The sequence below is a fragment of the Bacteroidota bacterium genome (assembly GCA_018692315.1).
GTDB lineage: Bacteria > Bacteroidota > Bacteroidia > Bacteroidales > JABHKC01 > JABHKC01.
Window position 1 is genome coordinate 26,319 of sequence record JABHKC010000044.1, and the last position, 20,147, is coordinate 46,465.

18 protein-coding genes are annotated in these 20,147 nt (G+C 31.6%); 6 read left to right on the plus strand and 12 right to left on the minus strand.

Annotation, left to right across the window (positions count from 1 at the left end):
- Position 1 precedes the first annotated feature (1 nt).
- The gene (locus HN894_03670; GenBank protein ID MBT7142412.1) at positions 2-1,276 is read right to left on the minus strand and encodes a DUF4910 domain-containing protein; all 1,275 of its coding nucleotides are present in this window, start codon (positions 1,274-1,276) and stop codon (positions 2-4) included.
- 64 nt (positions 1,277-1,340) lie between these two features.
- Positions 1,341-2,444, minus strand: a complete 1,104-nt coding sequence (locus HN894_03675) for a hypothetical protein (GenBank protein MBT7142413.1) — start codon at positions 2,442-2,444, stop codon at positions 1,341-1,343.
- 113 nt (positions 2,445-2,557) lie between these two features.
- Here HN894_03675 and HN894_03680 point away from each other — a divergent pair, with 113 nt between their 5' ends.
- Together HN894_03680 and HN894_03685 are read left to right on the plus strand one after the other, a co-directional pair.
- Complete coding sequence (locus HN894_03680) at positions 2,558-3,136, plus strand: thymidine kinase (protein MBT7142414.1); 579 nt, start codon at positions 2,558-2,560, stop codon at positions 3,134-3,136.
- A 29-nt stretch (positions 3,137-3,165) separates the two neighbouring features.
- Complete coding sequence (locus tag HN894_03685) at positions 3,166-4,608, plus strand: hypothetical protein (protein ID MBT7142415.1); 1,443 nt, start codon at positions 3,166-3,168, stop codon at positions 4,606-4,608.
- Between the two features lie 244 nt (positions 4,609-4,852).
- On the opposite strand, the gene HN894_03690 is transcribed toward HN894_03685, so the two are convergent.
- From HN894_03690 to HN894_03700, 3 genes are all read right to left on the minus strand, one after another.
- The gene (locus HN894_03690) at positions 4,853-5,638 is read right to left on the minus strand and encodes a C40 family peptidase (protein ID MBT7142416.1); all 786 of its coding nucleotides are present in this window, start codon (positions 5,636-5,638) and stop codon (positions 4,853-4,855) included.
- Positions 5,639-5,731: 93 nt separating this feature from the next.
- A complete protein-coding gene (locus HN894_03695) occupies positions 5,732-7,732 on the minus strand; it encodes a urocanate hydratase (GenBank protein ID MBT7142417.1) in 2,001 nt (666 codons plus the stop codon).
- 138 nt (positions 7,733-7,870) lie between these two features.
- The gene (locus HN894_03700) at positions 7,871-8,632 is read right to left on the minus strand and encodes an MBL fold metallo-hydrolase (protein ID MBT7142418.1); all 762 of its coding nucleotides are present in this window, start codon (positions 8,630-8,632) and stop codon (positions 7,871-7,873) included.
- A 122-nt stretch (positions 8,633-8,754) separates the two neighbouring features.
- Between HN894_03700 and HN894_03705 the strand changes: the two genes are divergently transcribed.
- Both HN894_03705 and HN894_03710 read left to right on the plus strand, forming a co-directional pair.
- Positions 8,755-9,534 (plus strand): diaminopimelate epimerase, encoded by a 780-nt coding sequence (locus HN894_03705; GenBank protein MBT7142419.1) that lies wholly within the window; start codon positions 8,755-8,757, stop codon positions 9,532-9,534.
- 251 nt (positions 9,535-9,785) lie between these two features.
- Complete coding sequence (locus HN894_03710; protein ID MBT7142420.1) at positions 9,786-10,073, plus strand: DUF3276 family protein; 288 nt, start codon at positions 9,786-9,788, stop codon at positions 10,071-10,073.
- Positions 10,074-10,241: 168 nt separating this feature from the next.
- On the opposite strand, the gene HN894_03715 is transcribed toward HN894_03710, so the two are convergent.
- Positions 10,242-10,727, minus strand: a complete 486-nt coding sequence (locus HN894_03715) for a hypothetical protein (protein MBT7142421.1) — start codon at positions 10,725-10,727, stop codon at positions 10,242-10,244.
- A gap of 265 nt (positions 10,728-10,992) precedes the next feature.
- On the opposite strand from HN894_03715, the gene HN894_03720 reads away from it, so the two are divergent.
- Both HN894_03720 and HN894_03725 read left to right on the plus strand, forming a co-directional pair.
- Entirely contained in the window at positions 10,993-11,445 is a 453-nt protein-coding gene (locus HN894_03720) for a hypothetical protein (GenBank protein ID MBT7142422.1), read from the plus strand.
- A 26-nt stretch (positions 11,446-11,471) separates the two neighbouring features.
- Positions 11,472-12,710: an S-adenosylmethionine:tRNA ribosyltransferase-isomerase gene (locus HN894_03725; protein MBT7142423.1), complete on the plus strand. Its 1,239-nt coding sequence runs from the start codon at positions 11,472-11,474 to the stop codon at positions 12,708-12,710.
- A gap of 311 nt (positions 12,711-13,021) precedes the next feature.
- Here the strand turns inward: HN894_03725 and HN894_03730 are convergent, their stop codons facing one another.
- The 6 genes from HN894_03730 to HN894_03755 form a co-directional block, all read right to left on the minus strand.
- A complete protein-coding gene (locus HN894_03730) occupies positions 13,022-13,624 on the minus strand; it encodes a hypothetical protein (protein ID MBT7142424.1) in 603 nt (200 codons plus the stop codon).
- A 74-nt stretch (positions 13,625-13,698) separates the two neighbouring features.
- Positions 13,699-14,505, minus strand: coding sequence for a hypothetical protein (locus tag HN894_03735; GenBank protein MBT7142425.1), 807 nt, complete (start codon positions 14,503-14,505; stop codon positions 13,699-13,701).
- Between the two features lie 11 nt (positions 14,506-14,516).
- Positions 14,517-15,341: a hypothetical protein gene (locus tag HN894_03740; protein ID MBT7142426.1), complete on the minus strand. Its 825-nt coding sequence runs from the start codon at positions 15,339-15,341 to the stop codon at positions 14,517-14,519.
- Positions 15,342-15,412: 71 nt separating this feature from the next.
- Entirely contained in the window at positions 15,413-16,726 is a 1,314-nt protein-coding gene (locus HN894_03745) for an ABC transporter permease (protein ID MBT7142427.1), read from the minus strand.
- Positions 16,719-17,630: an ATP-binding cassette domain-containing protein gene (locus HN894_03750; protein ID MBT7142428.1), complete on the minus strand. Its 912-nt coding sequence runs from the start codon at positions 17,628-17,630 to the stop codon at positions 16,719-16,721. The genes HN894_03745 and HN894_03750 overlap by 8 nt, the downstream gene beginning before the upstream one ends.
- Positions 17,631-18,017: 387 nt before the next feature.
- Positions 18,018-20,147: T9SS type A sorting domain-containing protein (locus tag HN894_03755; protein MBT7142429.1), on the minus strand; the 2,130-nt coding region annotated here is incomplete at its 5' end.

Below are 20,147 nucleotides of genomic sequence, written 5' to 3' on the forward strand. Positions count from 1 at the left end.
TTTAGTTTACCTTAAAATCTAATGTATAGTCTCTCAAAAGACGAAATAAATCTTCATATCCTGATAAAGGAAGATCTTCCGATTTGTCATTAATATTATGATATTCTTTATATTCACCAATTGAGTAAATAAAAAAACTTTTTACACCCGCATCATAGAAATAATAATGGTCGCTATTTGCCGCAGCACCTCTTGAAGAAACTTTTTTCAAATAATTGTTTTGCTCATTTATTTCAACAAACTTCTGATATTCGTTTTCGAAAACTTTACCATTCACAATTTTAATTCCTTTTGAGGCATCGCCCACCATATCTAAATTAATTAGTATTTTTATTTGCGATAAATCGAAAAATGGTGAATTTACATAATATTTCGAGCCTAATATCCCTTCCTCTTCTCCCGAAAAAAACATAAATGCATATGAATAATGTGGATTTTCCGGCAAGCCTGAATAGTATTTAGCGAGATCCAAATTCATAGCAACACCGCTTGCATTGTCATTTGCTCCTGGAAAATATGCACTTTTCCCCATCATCCCAAGATGATCGTAATGAGAAGAAAAAACTATAAAACTATCGGTTTTGCCTTTTACATAAGCAATTACATTTCTGGAAGTGTAATTTTCTATATACTTGTTTTTGATATTAACAGAAATGAATTTATTTTCGTGTCCTATTTTTCCTCGTTTTATTTGAATAAGTGGGAATTTTTTTTCTGTTTGAGATTTTCTATATACTAACTTTTTATCTGCAATTTCAATTATTCCCTTTGCATTCACTACATTTGAATCCAATATTATTTCAATAAGTTCCAAAACATCTTTTCTATGAATTCCAACTGTATCTATCGCCAAAAAATAGTTCGACAAGTCGTTTGAAAGCATATTAAATAAGGCATCTCTGTGATTTACTACTTTTTTATTAATCCATGCAATTGGGAATTTCCCTTTGCAAGAATTTGATTGTGAGCCTACTAAATAATCAACTCCCGGAACAAGCTCATTTTTATCAATTTTTACTGATATGGCAGACGGAAAAGTATTGATTGAAAAACTAAATTCCTGAAAATAATCATCGTCAAATTTCTGCAATTTATTAGAAATAAGTTCATTTCTAATAAATTTTGCTGCTTTTTTATCTCCATTTTTTTCATATCCTCTTCCTCTGAAATTCTCAGAACAAAGCTCCGAAATTATTTGTCGAGCATATTCAATGTCTTGATTAAAAGCGGATAATGAAAATAAAATTAGAATTATTGGAAAAATATGTTTTTTCATATACTTGAGTTATATTTTAGGAAACCTCAGCTGATTGATCATTCGAATTTCAATAAGAAGACATTTATAAAAATCGCCTATTTATAAATTCCGAGAGCTTCTTCATAGCTTTTTCGTTTTCTGTATTGGCCTTACTTGTATTCAATATATCGAGTGCTTTTTCTTGATTTTCAGCCGTATTTATTAGGTTAATAGTATTATTATATTCATCTACATCGCCATTAAACAGTCCATTAATCAACCAGATTTTATCGTTTAATCCAATTGCATTTTTTATATTGTCGATAGGTTTCGACTTCAATAAAGTTGAAACATCTTTGTTTGTTTGCTTTTGCGAAAGCCTTTCGTTCACAGAAATAATATCTTTGTTTAGCTGCTCACCAATAATTTGTTTTTCACTTTTTTCAATATTCTTTTCAGATTTCAGTAACTCTTGCTCATCTGTTTTTTGGCTCTCAAACAAAGAAGGTTGATTTTTCTCATATTTATAGGTTTTTTTTGATTTTTCAGAGATCCGTTTCGGAGTTTTTGCTTCCTTTTTTTGAATGTTTTTTTGATCAGAGCTTGGTTTTTCTTTCGCTACTGAATCTTCTATTTTGGTATCTTTTGCTTTTTCGATAATAGATTCTTTATTATCAGAAATCTTTTGCATTTCATCTGTTTTGTCTGGTTCCACAGTTTTCTCTGTTGCATATTTTTGGTCAGAATCTGTTTCTTTAAATTCAATTAGCTTTGGTTCTATTGCAATTATATTTTCTGTCGGTTTTTCTACTTTTTCAACAGATTTAGTGATTTGTTTCTCTATCTTAGAATCTTCAATTGCGGTTTCATGCTTTTTTTGATCATCTATTTCGATTTTTGGTTTTGTTTTTTCCACTACTACAGTTTCAGAAACAATCTCCTTTTTGATGTTCAAATCGTCATGTTTTTCTGTTTTTTTATCAGTATCAATACTTCTGTTTGCCTCCTCCGGAAATGTTGGTACAGAAGATTTATTATTATTCAATAACTTAAACATCAAAAGTTCTTCATACAATTCCCTGATTTTTTCGAGCGAAAGCTCAATATCAAGAATTGGAATTTCGGAATAATTAGTAAAATTTTGAATTAACAGATTGATATTGTGGCTTTTTTCGATAATTTTTTTTACCTCTGAATTGTTACTCATTGCGTTTTATTTTTTTAAATAAATCATTTATATGCAAATCAAATCATAATTTTTAATTTTGTAAAAATAATTTAATGATTTTGAAAAATAAACGAAATTGAGAATAAATAATAATGTTTCTTGAAAGCAATAATAAAAACATACAACATAAAGGCTGGATTGAAGTAATTGCAGGTTCAATGTTTTCCGGTAAAACAGAGGAATTAATCCGTAGATTGAAGCGAGCAAAATTTGCAAAACAACGTGTTGAAATATTTAAACCTGAAATAGATACAAGATATTCTAATGATGAAGTTGTATCGCATGACTCGAATGCAATTTTATCAACACCGGTAAACTCATCTGGTAATATTCTGATGCTTGCCAACAATATAGACGTGGTTGGAATAGACGAAGCCCAATTTTTCGATAAAGCTCTTGTGGACGTTTGTAATAATATAGCAAATCGAGGAATACGTGTAATTGTTGCAGGCTTAGATATGGATTTTCAGGGAAAACCTTTTGGCCCGATTCCAGAACTTTTTGCTGTTGCCGAATATATTACAAAAGTTCATGCAATTTGCATGAGGTGCGGCGACCTCGCTCAATATTCGCATCGACTCAGCGATTCGGAAAAGTTGATTGTTCTGGGCGAAAAAAGTGAATATGAACCTTTGTGCAGAACGTGTTTTGGAAAATCTATTAAGAAATAAAATCAAATCTAATTCCAAAAGATTCATTAATGACACATACAAAACAAAAATTAGCATTTCCGTTTTGGCTAATTACTCTTTCAGCTGTATTTGGACTTACTCTTACAGTTTTAATTCAAGATGTTATGTTTCAAGATGCAATGGCGTTTAGCTGTGTTTCTCATAATATGGGTATTGGTATTGGAACTTTTTGGTTTCCACAGTACAGTACATTAAATATTGATAATATCCCTTCTTTTCACGAACAACTACCATTAGTTTTTGGGATACAATCAGTTTTTTACAGATTGTTAGGCGATAGTATGTATATCGAACGATTTTATACTTTTTTGATTATTCTTCTTCACATAGTTTTTATTAGCAAACTTTGGAGAATAATATTTAAAAACAAGCCCGAATACAATGCACTTGCCTGGCTTCCTGTATTATTTTGGATTATTATTCCAGTATGTTTCTGGTCTTACCGGAATAATATGCTGGAAAATACTGTCAGTATTTTTGCATTAATTTCTATTCTGATAAGTTACAAACAAATACACATTCAAAAAAATAGAATAATACCTTGGTTGTTATCCGGTTTCTTCATTTTTTTAGCTTCCTTTAGTAAAGGTATCGCAGGCTTTTTCCCTATTGTTTTTCCATTTTTGTATTGGCTAATAACACGAAAAATTAGTTTCAAAAAAAGTATTTATCTAAGTCTGATTTTAATCTCAGTGCCACTTGTTATTTACCTCATATTTTTGATAAATCCTGATAGTAGGCAAAGTTTGACAATTTATTTTGTCGATAGGTTTTTGAAAAGGGTAAATACTATGCCCACAGCTGATTATAGGTTAGAAACTGCATGGAGATTATTCACTGAAATGATACCTATATTAGTCTTTTGTGCTATTAGTTTATTTTTTGCAAAAAGGACAAAACTAAAATCGTATGTTTCAGAAAACTATAAGAATTTTCTTTTATTTGTAGCTATTGGGCTTTCAGGCACATTGCCATTAATGCTAACTATGATACAAAAAGGCTGGTATATGGTTCCTGCATTCCCGTTTTTTGCAATCGGATTCGCCATCTTAATTACACCTGCTATCAATGCATATCTTCAAAATATTGATATTCTGAATATTAGATTTAAAGTGTTTAAAGCATTCAGCATTTTACTTTTTATATCAGTAGTAATATTTATTACTTTGCAGATAGGAAAAATTAGTAGAAGCAACGAAGTTGTAACAGATGTGTATAAAATTGGTACAATTGTTCCAAAATTTTCAACAATTACTGTACCACCAGAAATGTACGATCAATACGATTTTAAACTTCAGGGTTATTTAGTCAGATATTTCAATATTAGCATTAGTCCTTACAAAGAATATGATTATTTCTTGAAAGAAAAAAAATCGAACTCATTAATCCCCGATAAATATGATGAAGAAATTAATTTGGATTTGAATGTCTATGAACTATATAAAAAATAAGTCAATCAAAATGAGATAAATGGTTTATGGAACTTCCAAAATTAGTAAAGGGAACTTCTAAAAATGCAAATTTCTTCGTTTTTTCAAAATTTCAAAATCCTCATTTACAATAGTAAACTGCGGTTTTGAAATTTCTTACGCCTTGAAATTTGCTATTTTAAGAAGTCCCCTAAAGTTGGAGGTCTAAGAAATTTACATTATTATATGTTACCATAAATATTTCAGACTTAATGCCATAAAAATTTTATTCAACAATATTTTTAATGACTCGTAATTGATGGGTATATCGTTTTGTATCAACATTGTAAATCCCATGATGGTCGATATTATCAATTCTTACCTTGCCTGAAGCATGAATAATTTGCTTTGAATTGAGCAAAATCCCAACATGAATAATTTCTCCGGCTTCGTTGTCGAAAAAAACCAAATCGCCGGTATTAGCTTCGTTAATGAAGTCTATAACTGAGCCATGTACAATTTGCTGGCTGGCATCTCTCGGCAGAAAAATATTGTTGATTTTTGCAACAAGCTGTACAAATCCTGAACAATCAATCCCAAATGGAGTTCTCCCACCCCACAAATAAGGTGCATTTAGGTAAAGTTTCGATGTTTCAATAAGAGAACTACGAATATTTTTGCCGTTTTGAAACAAAGGACTTTTTCGAAACTTAAATTTTCTGCCATCAAACCGAAAAGACCTTTTCCCATTGAAATTTGGAATGCTGCTACCTGCAACGATTGTGTGCTCAATTTTTTCTTTATTATCAATAATAGGAATCATTGAGTTTGATATTATGCTCAAATTCTTATTTTGCATATAATTGAACGAATATGTAGATATATCTGAGTGCATTTTTGCATCTATCCAGCCAATATAATCATCGAAATATGTTTTTATCTGTAACCAATTATCTCTGGTTCCCAATACATGATAAGTTTCTCCAAAAAGCAACTGACTAATCATTTCACTTTTTTCAGATGGTTCCTTCCTGATTGGAATAATGCTAAGCTTTGAAATTCCAATTTTCATCTGCTTTTTCTTTATAGACTTTTTTTTTCGACTTTTCATGTATCTTAATATATGGAAAATAAACTAAAAAATTATTTCAACACGAGAAAATAGTTATTGCAAAATACTGTCATCAACAATATTAGGTAAAGTTACTTTAAGTAATGGATTAAATTCCATTGCGCGTTTTATCGCAAAAATGGCTTCTTTATTTCTTGCCCAGCTTCTTCGGGCAATTCCATTGTTTACATCCCAATGAAGCATTGATTCAATGTTTGTTTGTGCATTTTCTGAACCATCAAGAAAAAATCCAAATCCTCCATTTATCACTTCGCCCCAACCTACTCCACCTCCATTGTGGATAGAAACCCATGTGGCACCTCTAAACGAATCGCCAATAACATTTTGAATTGCCATATCTGCTGTAAACTGCGAACCATCGTAAATGTTTGAAGTTTCACGATAAGGCGAATCAGTCCCTGAAACATCGTGATGATCGCGTCCAAGAACTATTGGTGCAGATATTGTCCCATTTTTAATGGCTTCATTAAAGGCTAAAGCAATTTTTGTTCTGCCTTCGCAATCGGCATATAAAATACGAGCTTGCGAACCCACAACCAACTGATTTTTTCCGGCTTCTTTTATCCAAAGAATATTATCTTTAAGCTGCCCAACAATTTCTTTCGGAGCTGTCTCAGCTATTTCTTCAAGAATCTTAGAAGCAATCTCATCCGTTTTTTTCAAATCTTCCGGATCCGACGAAGTACAAACCCACCTAAAAGGTCCAAATCCATAATCGAAAAATAATGGTCCCATAATATCCTGAACATATGAGGGATATTTAAACTCCTCAGATTCGCCAAATACATCAGCACCAGCCCTTCCAGCTTCCAGCAAAAAAGCATTTCCATAATCCCAAAAATACATTCCTTTGCCAGTCAGTTTATTTATTGCTTCAACATGACTACGCAGAGACTCTTGAACCTTTACTTTAAATAATTCAGGATTATTTGCCATCATTTCATTTGATTCTTCAAAAGATAGTCCTGCAGGATAGTACCCTCCAGCCCATGGATTATGGAGCGAAGTCTGATCAGAACCAAGCTCAATACTTATATTCGCCTCTGATAATTTGTCCCATAAATCGACTATATTTCCTTGATAGGCAAGGGAAACAGCTTCTTTATTTTGTTTTGCAATTTTTGTTCTTGATATAAGTTGGTCAAGGTCTTGATAAACTTCATCTACCCACTTTTGTGAATGTCTAAGATGGACTACTTTTGGATTAATTTCTGCAACTAAGCATATTGCTCCGGAAATTACAGTAGCTTTTGGCTGGGCTCCGGACATTCCGCCAAGGCCCGATGTTACAAAAATCTTACCTCCCAAATCTGTTTCTCCTTCACGCAAAATCTTCCTTCCGGCATTTAATACTGTAATTGTAGTTCCATGAACAATTCCCTGTGGACCAATATACATAAATGAACCTGCTGTCATTTGCCCGTATTGCGAAACTCCAAGTGCATTAAATCGCTCCCAATCGTCTTGTTTCGAATAATTTGGAATTACCATTCCGTTTGTAACAACAACTCTTGGGGCATTTTTATGCGATGGAAACAATCCTTGAGGATGACCAGAGAATAGTACGAGAGTTTGCTCTTCTGTCATTTCTGCTAAATATTTCATCGTGAGCAAGTATTGAGCCCAATTCTGAAAAACAGCACCATTTCCACCGTAGGTAATCAATTCGTGAGGATGTTGAGCAACAGCGTAATCTAAATTATTGCTAATCATCAGCATAATGGCTGCTGCTTGCTTAGATTTGTGCGGAAAATCATTTATTGATCTGGCAGTGATTTTATAATCGGGACGAAATCTATACATATAAATTCTGCCATATTTTTTCAATTCATCAGCAAATTCAACCGCTAATTCAGAATGAAATTTTTTATCGAAATATCTTAAAGCATTTTTTATTGCCAGCTTTTTTTCTTTATGCAATAAAATATCCTTACGTTTTGGAGCATGATTTATGTTCGTTTCATAGGATTTTTGATTAGGTAATTCATCTGGAATTCCCTGTAATATAGCCTTTTGGAAATCTTCAATTTTCATTTTACTACATTAATAATTGTTAAAATTTTGTGTGTAAATGTAGATAAAATTTATAAAGTATAAAGTTAATTGATAAATTTTGAAAAAGTTAATGTAAAGTGCTCAATTGCAAGCACTTCCCATTTAAATACAGATGAATTACAGTTCTACAATTAAACCATCGTAGGCGGGAAAAATATTTGTAGGGAGCTCATTTTCAATATTTTTGTGCAAACCCATCTGATGACTTAAATGGGTAATGTAAGCTTTTTCAGGTTTTAAGATGTTGAAAAGTTCAAGAGCTTCATCTAAAGTAAAATGTGAAATGTGCTTTTTTCTACGCAAAGCATTAAGAACAACTACTTTTGAGCCTTTTATTTTTTCAATTTCTGTATTGGAGATATAATTTGCATCGGTAATATATGTAAAATCCTTAATTCTATAGCCAAAAATAGGCAGAAAATAATGCTGTAACCTGATAGGAAGAAACTCCAAACTGCCAACTTTAAACTTTTGGTTCGAGATTTCGTGAACACAAATCTCAGGAACTCCTGGATATTTATCTTCTTCAAAAACGTATGAAAATTCTTTTTTTAGTGCATTATGAACCCTTTCTTCAGCATAAATGTCAATGATTTTATTGTTGAAAAAATTGAACGCACGAATATCGTCTAAACCAGCAATATGATCTTTGTGTTCGTGGGTAAAAATTATTGCATCGATATCCTGAACATTTTCTCTTAGCATTTGCTGTCTGAAATCCGGTCCGGAATCAATTACAATCGTCTGACCATCCTCTTCTATCATAATTGAAGTACGCAAACGTTTGTCATTCATAGAGTTCGACTGACAAACTTTACATTTACACGCAATTACGGGTACGCCTTGTGATGTTCCTGTTCCTAAAAAAGTAATTTTCAAATGTTTATATTTTTCATGAAAATCTTTAAAATAAAGAATTTGATATTGATTTTCAAAATCATTTATTAAAAAATATATTGCATCAAGTATTATTAATATTTTTGTATATTAATTTTAAAATTATGGATATAAAATTTTATAAATATCATGGTACCGGCAACGATTTTATACTCGTTGATAATAGAAAGAATTCTTATTCACTGAATTCGAACCAAATAAAAAGACTTTGTGATAGAAATTTTGGAATTGGCGCAGATGGTCTGATACTGTTAAGAAATGATAAAGATTACGATTTTTTTATGGAATATTACAATTCTGATGGTCATGAATCGTCGATGTGTGGAAATGGCGGGAGATGTATTGTGCAATTTGCAAAAGATTTGAAAATAATTTCAAAAGAAGCAGAATTTGGGGCAATTGATGGAATTCATACAGCATTTATTATGGACAATGGTTTTGTGAATTTGAAAATGATAGATGTAAAGAACATTGAAATTGGGGATAATTTTTATTATTTAGATACTGGTTCTCCGCATTATGTAGCATTCAGAGACAATATAAAATCTATAAATGTTTTGAATGTGGCAAGAGAGATTAGATATAATAGTAGATTTAATGATGAAGGAACAAATGTAAATTTTGTTGAGATAATAAAGGATACAATTTTTGTAAGAACCTATGAAAGAGGAGTAGAAAACGAAACCTTATCGTGTGGTACAGGAGCAGTTGCTTCAGCAATTTGTGTTCAGATAAAAATGAATGTTGATTCTAATAAATTGGAAATTAATACATTAGGCGGTCTTTTAAAAGTTGAGTTTAAGAAAAATCCCAACAATGAATTTAATAATATTTGGCTTTCAGGTGAAGCCAAATTTGTATTTAAAGGAAATATTAGAGTTTGAAATATCAATTATTATATTCTGAATAAAAGATACTGCTCAAAAGCTTTAACTTTTAATTAATTATACAATTTACGAGGAATAGCAATTGTTTTGGACAATTTTTGATACTCAAATTTAAAAGCTAAAAATAGTTAAAACTACTAAGAGCCTGATTTACAGAACAATATAAAATTGATGATATTTATAAATATTTTTTATAGAAAATAATTATTTTAATATTTTTGACAAGTGAATAATAAATAAAAATTGATATGGACGAAGTATTTGATAAAAGAGAAGGAAAAGAAAGAAATGATCGTACCGAGATTTATTCAAAAGTAGTAAGAGCCGGAAAACGCACATATTTTTTTGATGTGAAAGCAACTCGTTCAGGCGAATATTATTTAACTCTGACTGAAAGCAAGAAAAAGTTTGACCACGAAGGAAATTTCCATTTCGAAAAACACAAAATATTTCTGTATAAAGAAGATTTTGAGAACTTTGAAGAGGGACTTATTGATACAATTAGCTTTGTGAAAAAATCTCAAAGTGAAGAATAAAATCTATAAACAGGATGGATTGCAAATAATACTTGTTTATCCATTTTAATATTTCAAGAATTATTGAATTTAATAATTTCATATGAAATGAATTCTATTTTCAACAAAAAATCCTGATATTTTTCTATCAGGATTTTTTGTTTTGGGTTAACTAATTGATTATTGCTTTTATTCTTTTTCTCGTGGTTCAACTTTTTTGTATGTAATTTTCATAGAAAATGACTCTTCGTTTTGCTGAACAACTATTTCTGATTCAGTTGCTTCTATCAATTTATATTTGCTTGTAGCATCTGAGCTTTTATTAAATCTGTCAAAATAAGGACCGTAAGGACTGCAATATATAGATAAGTAGCTATCAGGACCATCCTTTCCATCTATATATCCTGGGGCTCCTTCTTGTCCGGGATTTCTCCAAATTTCGTAACCAACTTCCCAGGCATAAAGATTTAAAGCAAAACCATCCCAAAATGAACCTTCGTAATATAAATCATAGTATCCAGATTGAGCATGGTAGTTTCTTCCCCAAACAAAAACCTCGGGGATTGCATAAGTTCCTGCATCAATGTATGATGGCTGATCGTATTCCCAGTCTAAAGAAATATAAGCTTCTCCTGGGCGGCCATCTCTGCCTCTTTCGCACGAGCTTAAACTCATTGACGTGAAAATTAGTAATAGAAATCCAAATAGTAAATATTTTTTGAATTTCGTGCTGGGTTGATAATTTGACTTTTTCATGGTTTTTAAAATTTAAAATAAAAAATATGAAAGCCTTGATTTCAATTTGTGTGCCAAAAAGAATGATTTGAAAAATTTTGAGATGAAAAGTTGTGAAGATGCGAGGATCTTGAATTGTGAAATTTGCAGATAATATTTTAATTTCTTTTACTTTTGCAGTTTTTTTACTGAATAGTAAAATTTTATGAACAATCAAGAAATCAGAGAATTACTAATAAAAGAGTGTCTAAAAATTGTGGATACTACTGTAGAAAATGCAAAACTTGCTGTAGAAGATACACAAAAGATGGCAAATGAATATGGACAACCAAAAGACAGGTACGATTCGTACAGGATGCAATTGTTGCGAAAACGGGATTTGCATGCCCAACAGCTTCAGAAAGCAATTTTTGAAAAAAGTGTTATTCAGAAAATTGAAAAGTCTCAAAAAAGCACTAAAATTGCCTTTGGATCGGTAATTATTACTTCAATGCAAAAACTGTTTGTATCCATTGGATTGGGAAAAATTGGTATAGATAATGATCAATATTTCGCTATTTCTGTAAATAGTCCCATTTTCAAGCAATTGAAAAATAAAACTAAAGGCGATAGTTTTCATATTAATAATAAGGAAGTTAAAATACTTGAAGTTTTTTAATCAATTCTAATAAGTTTTTTGCAAACATGAAAACAGATATCTACAATTATAAAAATATTTCAACAGAGGATTACTACTATTCGCTTCCATCAGAACGAATTGCAAAATTTCCATTAGCCAAAAGAGACCAGTCGAAATTGTTAGTTTATAAAAATGAAAATATCTATCACGACCGATTTTTCAACATTACAAAATTTATAGAAAAAGATAGTTTAATTGTTCTTAATAATACAAAAGTTATTCAGGCTCGATTGAATTTTCGGAAGGAAACCGGAGCAAAAATTGAGATATTTTGTTTAGAGCCTTATAAACCAAGTGATTATGAATTTTGTTTGAATCAAACCAAAAAATGCGAATGGAAATGTACGGTTGGAAATTTGCGAAAATGGAAAAATGAAATTCTTTTGAAGACTTTTTCAATTGAAAATGAAGATATTAAACTTTCAGCAAAATTATTGAAAAGGCAAACTGAATATCAAATTGTCGAATTTAGCTGGAAGAATGAGAAAATTTCGTTTGCAGAAATTCTTGAAACTTTGGGTGAGACTCCTATCCCACCCTATCTGAACAGGAATGCTGTGGAGAATGATAAAAAAAACTATCAAACTATATATTCAAAACCGGAAGGCTCTGTTGCGGCTCCAACTGCCGGTTTGCATTTTACTGAACCAGTATTTCTGGGAATTAGCAAGAAACAGATAAAAATTGAAGAGTTGACTTTACATGTTGGCGCCGGGACTTTTCGTCCTGTGAAAGCCAAAACAATTGGTGAACATGAAATGCATACCGAAACTATTTTTGTTTCAAAGAAATTAATAAACTCCTTGATTTCGAAACTTGGGAAAATTGTGGCTGTTGGCACTACATCGCTACGTACGCTTGAAACTATCTATTGGCTTGGTGTGAAAATTATGGATACAAATGTCTTCAAAGAGTGTAGTTTTGAGATTTCCCAATGGGAGTCGTATAATTTGCCTCAAAATATAGAAACAAATGAATCGCTGCAAACCGTAGTTAAATATATGGAAACCAATGGTGTTGAAACTATTGAATGCAAAACTCAAATAATAATTGTGCCCGGCTACAAATTTCGAATTGTCAATAGCTTAATCACAAATTTCCATATGCCAAAAAGCACTTTGTTGCTGTTGATTGCAGCTTTTATTGGAAATGACTGGAAAAAAGTTTATTCAAATGCATTAGAAAATGATTATAGATTTTTGAGCTATGGAGATAGTTCGATTCTGATTCGAGGGAACTTCTAAAAATGCAAACTCCTAGTGTCATGTCAAGCATAATCTTTCAGCCCAAGTTTTGTTCTTCTCCAGTTTTGCTTTATAAAAAAATGACTCACTTAGCTTCGGCTATGCTTACTTTTTTTTATTTCGTAAAACAGAAAAATAATTGCAACTTAACCGAAACTTTATGCTTGACATGACACTAGGTTATTTCAAAATTTTAAGATGCTCATTTACAAAAGTAAACTCCGCTATTAAAATTTTTTACGCCTTGAATTTTACTATTTTTAGAACTCCTCTTGAGATTAATTGTAAGAATAAATGAAACAATTTATAGCTTAATTCATTTCCATTTCAATAACTTCATATTCTACCAGTAATTCAACGATATCAAGAATTTCAGAAGCGTGTTCTTTATCTATTTCGGCTTTTTTAATTATGTCATAAATACTTTGGGTTTCTGCACTGGGAAAAGGTAAATTATAAAGAAAATTTCCCTGAGCAATTGTCAAACTGATTTTTCGCTCTTTAGGTTGTCGTCCGGTTCCAATCCAAATTGCTACGCTGCTAAAATATTGACTATTGCGGGCTAATGAAAATCTGGCACCGGCATTTTTCTTTTCTCGAATTTTTTTCTCAAAGCCATTTAATAATTGATTTTTTTCGAATAGTGTATCAAGATCGATTTCCATTGTTATTTTTCGTCTCTTTAGAGAATATCTAAAATATGGACGCTTTTTTTCGTAAACTTCCTCTTTCTCTAAAATCCCAACAATTGTCATGGCTTCCATAAAATCCTGAACAGTACGAATATGGAGATTTAATCGTGAGGCTGCTTCAGAAGATGAGATATTGCGATAATTAACCAATAATTTAAATAGTGGTTCCGCATGTTCCTTCGATATGAATGATCCTAATATTGCTGCTTCTTTAAAATTCATTCTGTTCTTATTTTCTCTACTTTTATTTTTCTATTTCTATTTGTTTTATGCCTAAGTATATTTGTTTTGAGTTTTTATTCAATGAAAGGATTTAACTTAAGTGAATTAAATTTATCAATTATTCTAACAGCATTTCCGTTTTTGTGCAATTCGAAAAATTCTATAAACAATTGGCCTAATGATGCGCACAATTGATCGAAGGAGAAAACATCCTTGTATTTCAAATAATCGTTTTTGGTAATTAAAACTGCAACATTTCCTGATTTGTCAAATGAAACCCATGATTCGTCATCAAAACCTCTTTCAAGCCCAATTTGTTTAACATATGAACTACATAAAGAAAAAACAACTTTTTCTTCTTCAAAATAAGGCAAAGCGATTAGGTTTTTCTGCATAAATTCTGCAAAAGTTTTGATATGAAAGTCATTAGGTTCAATTTTCCCTAAAGATAAAGGACGTTCAGAAAATCCATTTTGCGTATCGTTTACAGGCATAGCTGCCAACTCAAGAATTTCTCTTGTTCTCCACTTAGTTATTTTACTGAAAACAACATAAATTATTATTACACAAGCTATAATAACAGCAATAATGAATGGCAAATAGTCTTCTTTTGGACTATTAATTCCTATGATTGAAATTTCTCCGGCAAAAATTGTTATTAATAAAAATGCCAATGCCATCCATAAAAAACCGGTATTTTTTGTCCTGAAATACATATTTATTTGAATTAGCAAAACAAGAAATTCCAATAAGGCAATAAATCCAAACATTAATTTTACACCACCAATTAAAAATGTAATAAGTAATATTGGGAAACAAAGTATTCCAAGTTTATGCTCAATATTCCATTCCGGTGGTTTCAATTTTCTTATAAAGTTCATAGTATTTGTTTTTAGCTAAAAATGTTGATTTTTAATGAATCAAGTCTATCAATTATCCTAAGCTCCTCGCCTTTCAAGAATAATTCAAAAAAATCTTTGAATAGATTCCCCATTGATTCACAAAGTTGATCGAAAGATAGATTTTCTTTATATTCTAAATAATCTTTCTTTGAAATATGGACTGTAACATTGCCCATGTAATCAAACAATATCCATGATTTATCTTTATAGTTATAATCGTTTGTATATAAAAATCTGAATTCCTGTCCCATTTTAATAGGTACAAATGCAATTTCATTTTCTTCATAGAATGGCAAAGCAATTTGATTGCTACGTAAAAATGAAGCAAATTCTAACAAATCGTGTTTAGAATAATTTAACTTTCCGGTCGGGTATGGTCGTTCTGTAAACCCATTGGAAGTTTCTTTTACTGCCATAGCAGCCAGCTCATAAACTTCCCTGCCTTTCCATTTTACTTTTCGAGTTATAGACAAATAAACGAGCCATATTAATAAAGCAAACATGCAAAATGCAAGAAATTTATTAAATGGTGTGAAATTTATTTTGTCAAGCCCTACATCAGAAATTGGAGCAAAGAAAAGAAATAGAGCAAATGTCAAAAGGTATATTGAGCTAATCAAATACGTTAGACTTCTTACTCTGTGATATGCTCGGAATTGAAACAGTGCATAAATTAAAATTATAAGCGCAAGTACCTTAAACCCAACATGAAACCCCCAAAAAATATTTGCTATTATAAAAAGTCCTAATGACACTATAGCCGGCATTAAACCAGCTATTGAATTGTTTGCTTTTAAATTTCTTCTATAATACATTATAATATGTTTAATTAATTATTAAAAATATCTTCTTTAGGTTTGTAAATGATATCTTATTATACATTCTTTTATCCTTTAACAGCCCATTTTACAAGATTCATAAATTTTGGCGGAGTTCCTTGCATCAGAATGCAGGTTCTAAAAATCCTTCCGCTTATCCATACAATTAGTGCGGTAAATAGAATTACCCCAAAAAGTCCGACTATTGGTTGCCAAACAGGAATATTCACGGGTGTTGCCATTCTAACAGTCATCAACATTGGTGTAAATGGAGGAATCAATGACATAGCTGTTGAAAATGCGCCTAAGGGAGCTTTCAACATTGGAAACATAACAAACATGGGAAGCAAAACCGGTAACATTGCTGGAAACTGCAACGACTGTGCATCTTTCGAATTGTCGCAAGCAGAACCAAGCGCAGCCATTAACGAGCCCACCATAATAATATTTAGTAGAAGGAAAGTGAAAAACCAGGGTAGTAAATCATATGGAATTGATTCTGAAAATCCCATTTGTGTGGCTGCAATTGCTCCACCAATTATATAAACACTTGAGCCAATTATCGATACTAAAATGCTTCCAAGAATTTTGCTCATCATAAACTGAAATGGAGTTACCGACCCAAGAATTACTTCTGCAATCCTTTCGGTTTTTTCTTCCATAACTGCACTCAGCAATGGTATGGTAAACATCATTACCATCATAAACATAATCATCATTAAAATATATGGTACAGCAACAGCTTCACCGATATTGCTTTTTTTGGCATCTTTCACGCTGCCGGTTTCTTCATTTATACTAAAAAGTCCCATACCTTCCATTTCTATCCAGTAAAAAAGGTCTTTCGATTGTTCAGCAGGAATATTTAAATCGACAACCCTAAGTTGTCTTAGCTGATTGTTTATGATTCTTGAAATCCAACTGCGAATATCGTCCATCATGGAATTTTCCGAATAATAATACATTCGGTATTTCTCTCTGTCGTCTCCCGGATGTAAAATTTCAGGGCCGATTTCAACAAAAGCATGTAATTTCTTTTTACTAACCCGTTCTGAGAGATCAAGTTTTTGTTGTTCAAGATTGTCTTTTTCAGGTTCAACAATCTCAATATTGTATGCAGGCCGTATTTTTTCTTTTGTGGTCTCATCGTAAATATTCTTATTTCTTTCTTCAGAAATTTGTTCGAGTGATTCGGCCATTATGCCTGAATGATCGATGACCACAATATTTTTATCTACAATATCAACTTTGTCTTCAAACAATTTGATAACAGCAAAACTACCACCCATAAAAATCGGTGCTATTATTAATCCTATCAAGAAGCTTTTTGTTCGTACTGCTGTTAAAAACTCACGTTTTGTTAGTATAAATATTTTACGCATTTTTTACCTCCTTTTCGTCCGGACTTGCAATCCTTATAAATATATCGTTTAATGATGGTTTTGTTGTTTCGAACTTTGATACTTTAGTTTTCGACAGAATTGTTCTAATCATCTCCTGAGTATCAGTTTCTTTTGAAACACGGATTTCTTGCATTTGTCCAAAATCCGTAATCTTTTCAATTCCGGGAATTTCTTTCAAAATTGATGATCCATTATCTGTGTGAATTCGTATGGTATCGGTTCCAAATTGGTCTTGAATTGAAGTTAAAGTACCATCTAATACTTTTTTTCCTTTATAAATCATAAAAATATAATCGCACATTTTTTCTGCAACATTCATGTCGTGAGTACTAAAAATAACTGTTGCACCTCTTGATTGAATATCCAAAATTGTGGTTCTTAAAATTTCAGAATTTACCGGATCCAGGCCACTAAAAGGTTCGTCAAGGATAATTATTTCAGGTTTGTCAATTATAGTAGCAATAAACTGAATTTTTTGACTCATCCCTTTACTCAGAGTTTCAACCTTTTTGTTTGCCCATTGCGAAAGGTCAAACTTTTCCAACCAATAATCAATCTCTTTTTTAATATTATCGGTATTTTTCAAATCTGCATGAAATTGCAGAACATCTTTGACTTTCATTTTTTTATATAGTCCACGTTCTTCGGGCAAATAGCCTATATTATCAAGTTTGCTACCCAAATATTCGTTTCCAAAAAGTTTGATGCTTCCACTATCAGGATATAAAATATTCATTATCATACGAATAGTGGTAGTTTTACCTGAACCATTTGGGCCAATAAAACCATAAATGCTCCCTTTTGGAACTTTCAAAGACAGATTGTCAACTGCCTTGTGCTTACCAAAAGTTTTGGTGATTTTTTCAAGTTCAATTGTGTACATTTTTATATAAATTAATTAGTTATTAAAATATCTATTTCAAACAAAACTCATTTACACTCTTTCAATCAACATTTTATATACTTCACAAATCATATACTATGCAAATATAGAAATAAACATATTTATATTCCAAATTTTTATGTTGCTTTTTTTTATTTTTTTTACTATAATTTTATTATCTCCTGTTTATCAGTATTTTAACAGTGAAAATAATTTTGATATATTTTCTAATGGAACTTCAAGAAAAAAATAGAAATGTTTGATACGCTCTGTAACAAAACAAAAAAGCCTGACAATCCGAATAGCTATCAGGATTGTCAGGCTTGAAAATAAAATAATCAAGTTCATCAAAGTTTAAAACTTTGATGAATTTTAGTTGCTATAGAATCATTCTACACTCATCATTTTTGTATCAGAAAAACCTTCAGAATTTAATCTATAAAAATAAACTCCCGATGGTAAATGTTTCCTTTCAAAAACAATCGTATGGTTTCCTGAACTAAGGTTTTGCGAATGAATAGTTTTGATTTTTTCACCAATCAGATTAAATAACTCTATTTCTACAAAAGCCTTTTCGGGAATGTAAAAACCTATTTCAGTTGTTTGAGAAAATGGATTTGGATTGTTTTGAAAAAGTTCAAAATTTGATATTCCTTGTTCGATATTCAATATTTTTTCAGCAACAGCTATTTTATTTGTTTCATAAAATTCATCACCTTCAAGCCAGGACTCAACTTTTACCACATCCACAGAATTTCCATTCCAAATTTGGATTATATAACTCTCCTCGCCTATCATTCCATCAATTTCCTGCGAATATTCATCATCACCCCAAATTGAAATTGCAAGGTTTTTAGCTGTGAAAACTGATGAACCAACAAGTTTTCCACTTTCACTAAAAATACCTATTTCTGAACCAATTGGAGGTTCTGTTTCCCATGCTGTTGCAGGAATTCCAAGAGTCATATTTGAGCCTGTGTTTAGAATTCTATTGAAATGCTGTGTTTGAGGAATTAATGCTTTAGATTTTGCGAGATTTATTGTATTTGCAGGATAAACTAAGGTATCGGCGTTTGACATCTTAATATTATAACCACTACCCGGTTGCATATCTCCAATAGCATTTATTCCAAATATTGGCCAATATACATCACCTAAACCATTTTTTACAATTATTATATTATTTTCAATCTCAAGCAGTAGATTTTCAATTGAGGCAGAAGACTGCCGTAAATAGCCCACAAGATTCCATGCAGCATGCAAATATATTGGGTGATTTTGAGGATTAACTATTGTACCATAAATTGTTAAAACAATTTGATTTTCAACCTTTACCATATATGCTTCACCAATTATCATATCTCCTATCGCATTTATGCTAAACAAGGGCCAATATACTGCCCCGGCTTCGTCTTTTACAATTATTAATTCAGATAATATTACTGAAAATACATCGGATACATTCGGGCTTGTTGGAACAATAAAAGTTGATATTAAGCTCCAACTATTCATTAGGTTAATGTCCTGCGAAGAAAATGAATCTATTACAGTTATATTAATTGTATCCGAATTAAAACATTGATTTTGATTTTCAACCAGAACTGAAATTGTATGAGTACCTACTCCATAAATTGATGCGTCAAACACTAAAGATTGTGTTGTTGTTCCATTATTCCACAAATAGCTTACAAAACCTGAATCAGCTTCCAAGATTAATGTCTCCGTGATGTATAAAGTTGTATCCATACCTAAATATATAACCGGCAAAGGAAAGACAGTAACAGATTGTGTTTCGGAATTTGTACAGCTATTTGTATCTGTAAATGTATATGTTATATCAAAAAATCCATCTAAGCCAGATGGTTCAAAGTCGTTTCCATTGATTCCACTTCCGCTAAAAGTTCCACCAACGGGCAAACCGGTCAATTGAACTGTAGGTTCATCAATGCAATATTCCGCAGCAAGTCCGGTAAAACTTACAAGCGGCAATGGAAATACCGTTACTGATTGTGTTTCGGAATTTATGCAGCCATTGGTATCTGTGTATGTATAGGTAATATCAAAGAATCCATCTCCGGCAGAAGGTTCAAAAGTATTTCCCGAAATTCCGCTTCCACTGAATATTCCACCAAGAGGTGAACCGGTCAATTGTACTGTAGGTTCATTGATGCAATATTCTAAAGCAAGACCGGTAAAACCTACCACCGGTAATGGAAAGACTGTAACAGATTGTGTTTCAAAACTTGTACATCCGTTTGTATCTGTAAATGTATATGTTATATCAAAAAATCCTTCTCCGGCAGACGGATCAAAATAGTTTCCATTGATTCCACTTCCGCTAAATGTTCCACCAATGGGCGAACCGGTCAATTGAACTGTAGGTTCATCGATGCAATATTCTAAAGCAAGACCGGTAAAACCTACCACCGGTAATGGAAAGACTGTAACAGATTGTGTTTCAAAACTTGTACATCCGTTTGTATCTGTAAATGTATATGTTATATCAAAAAATCCTTC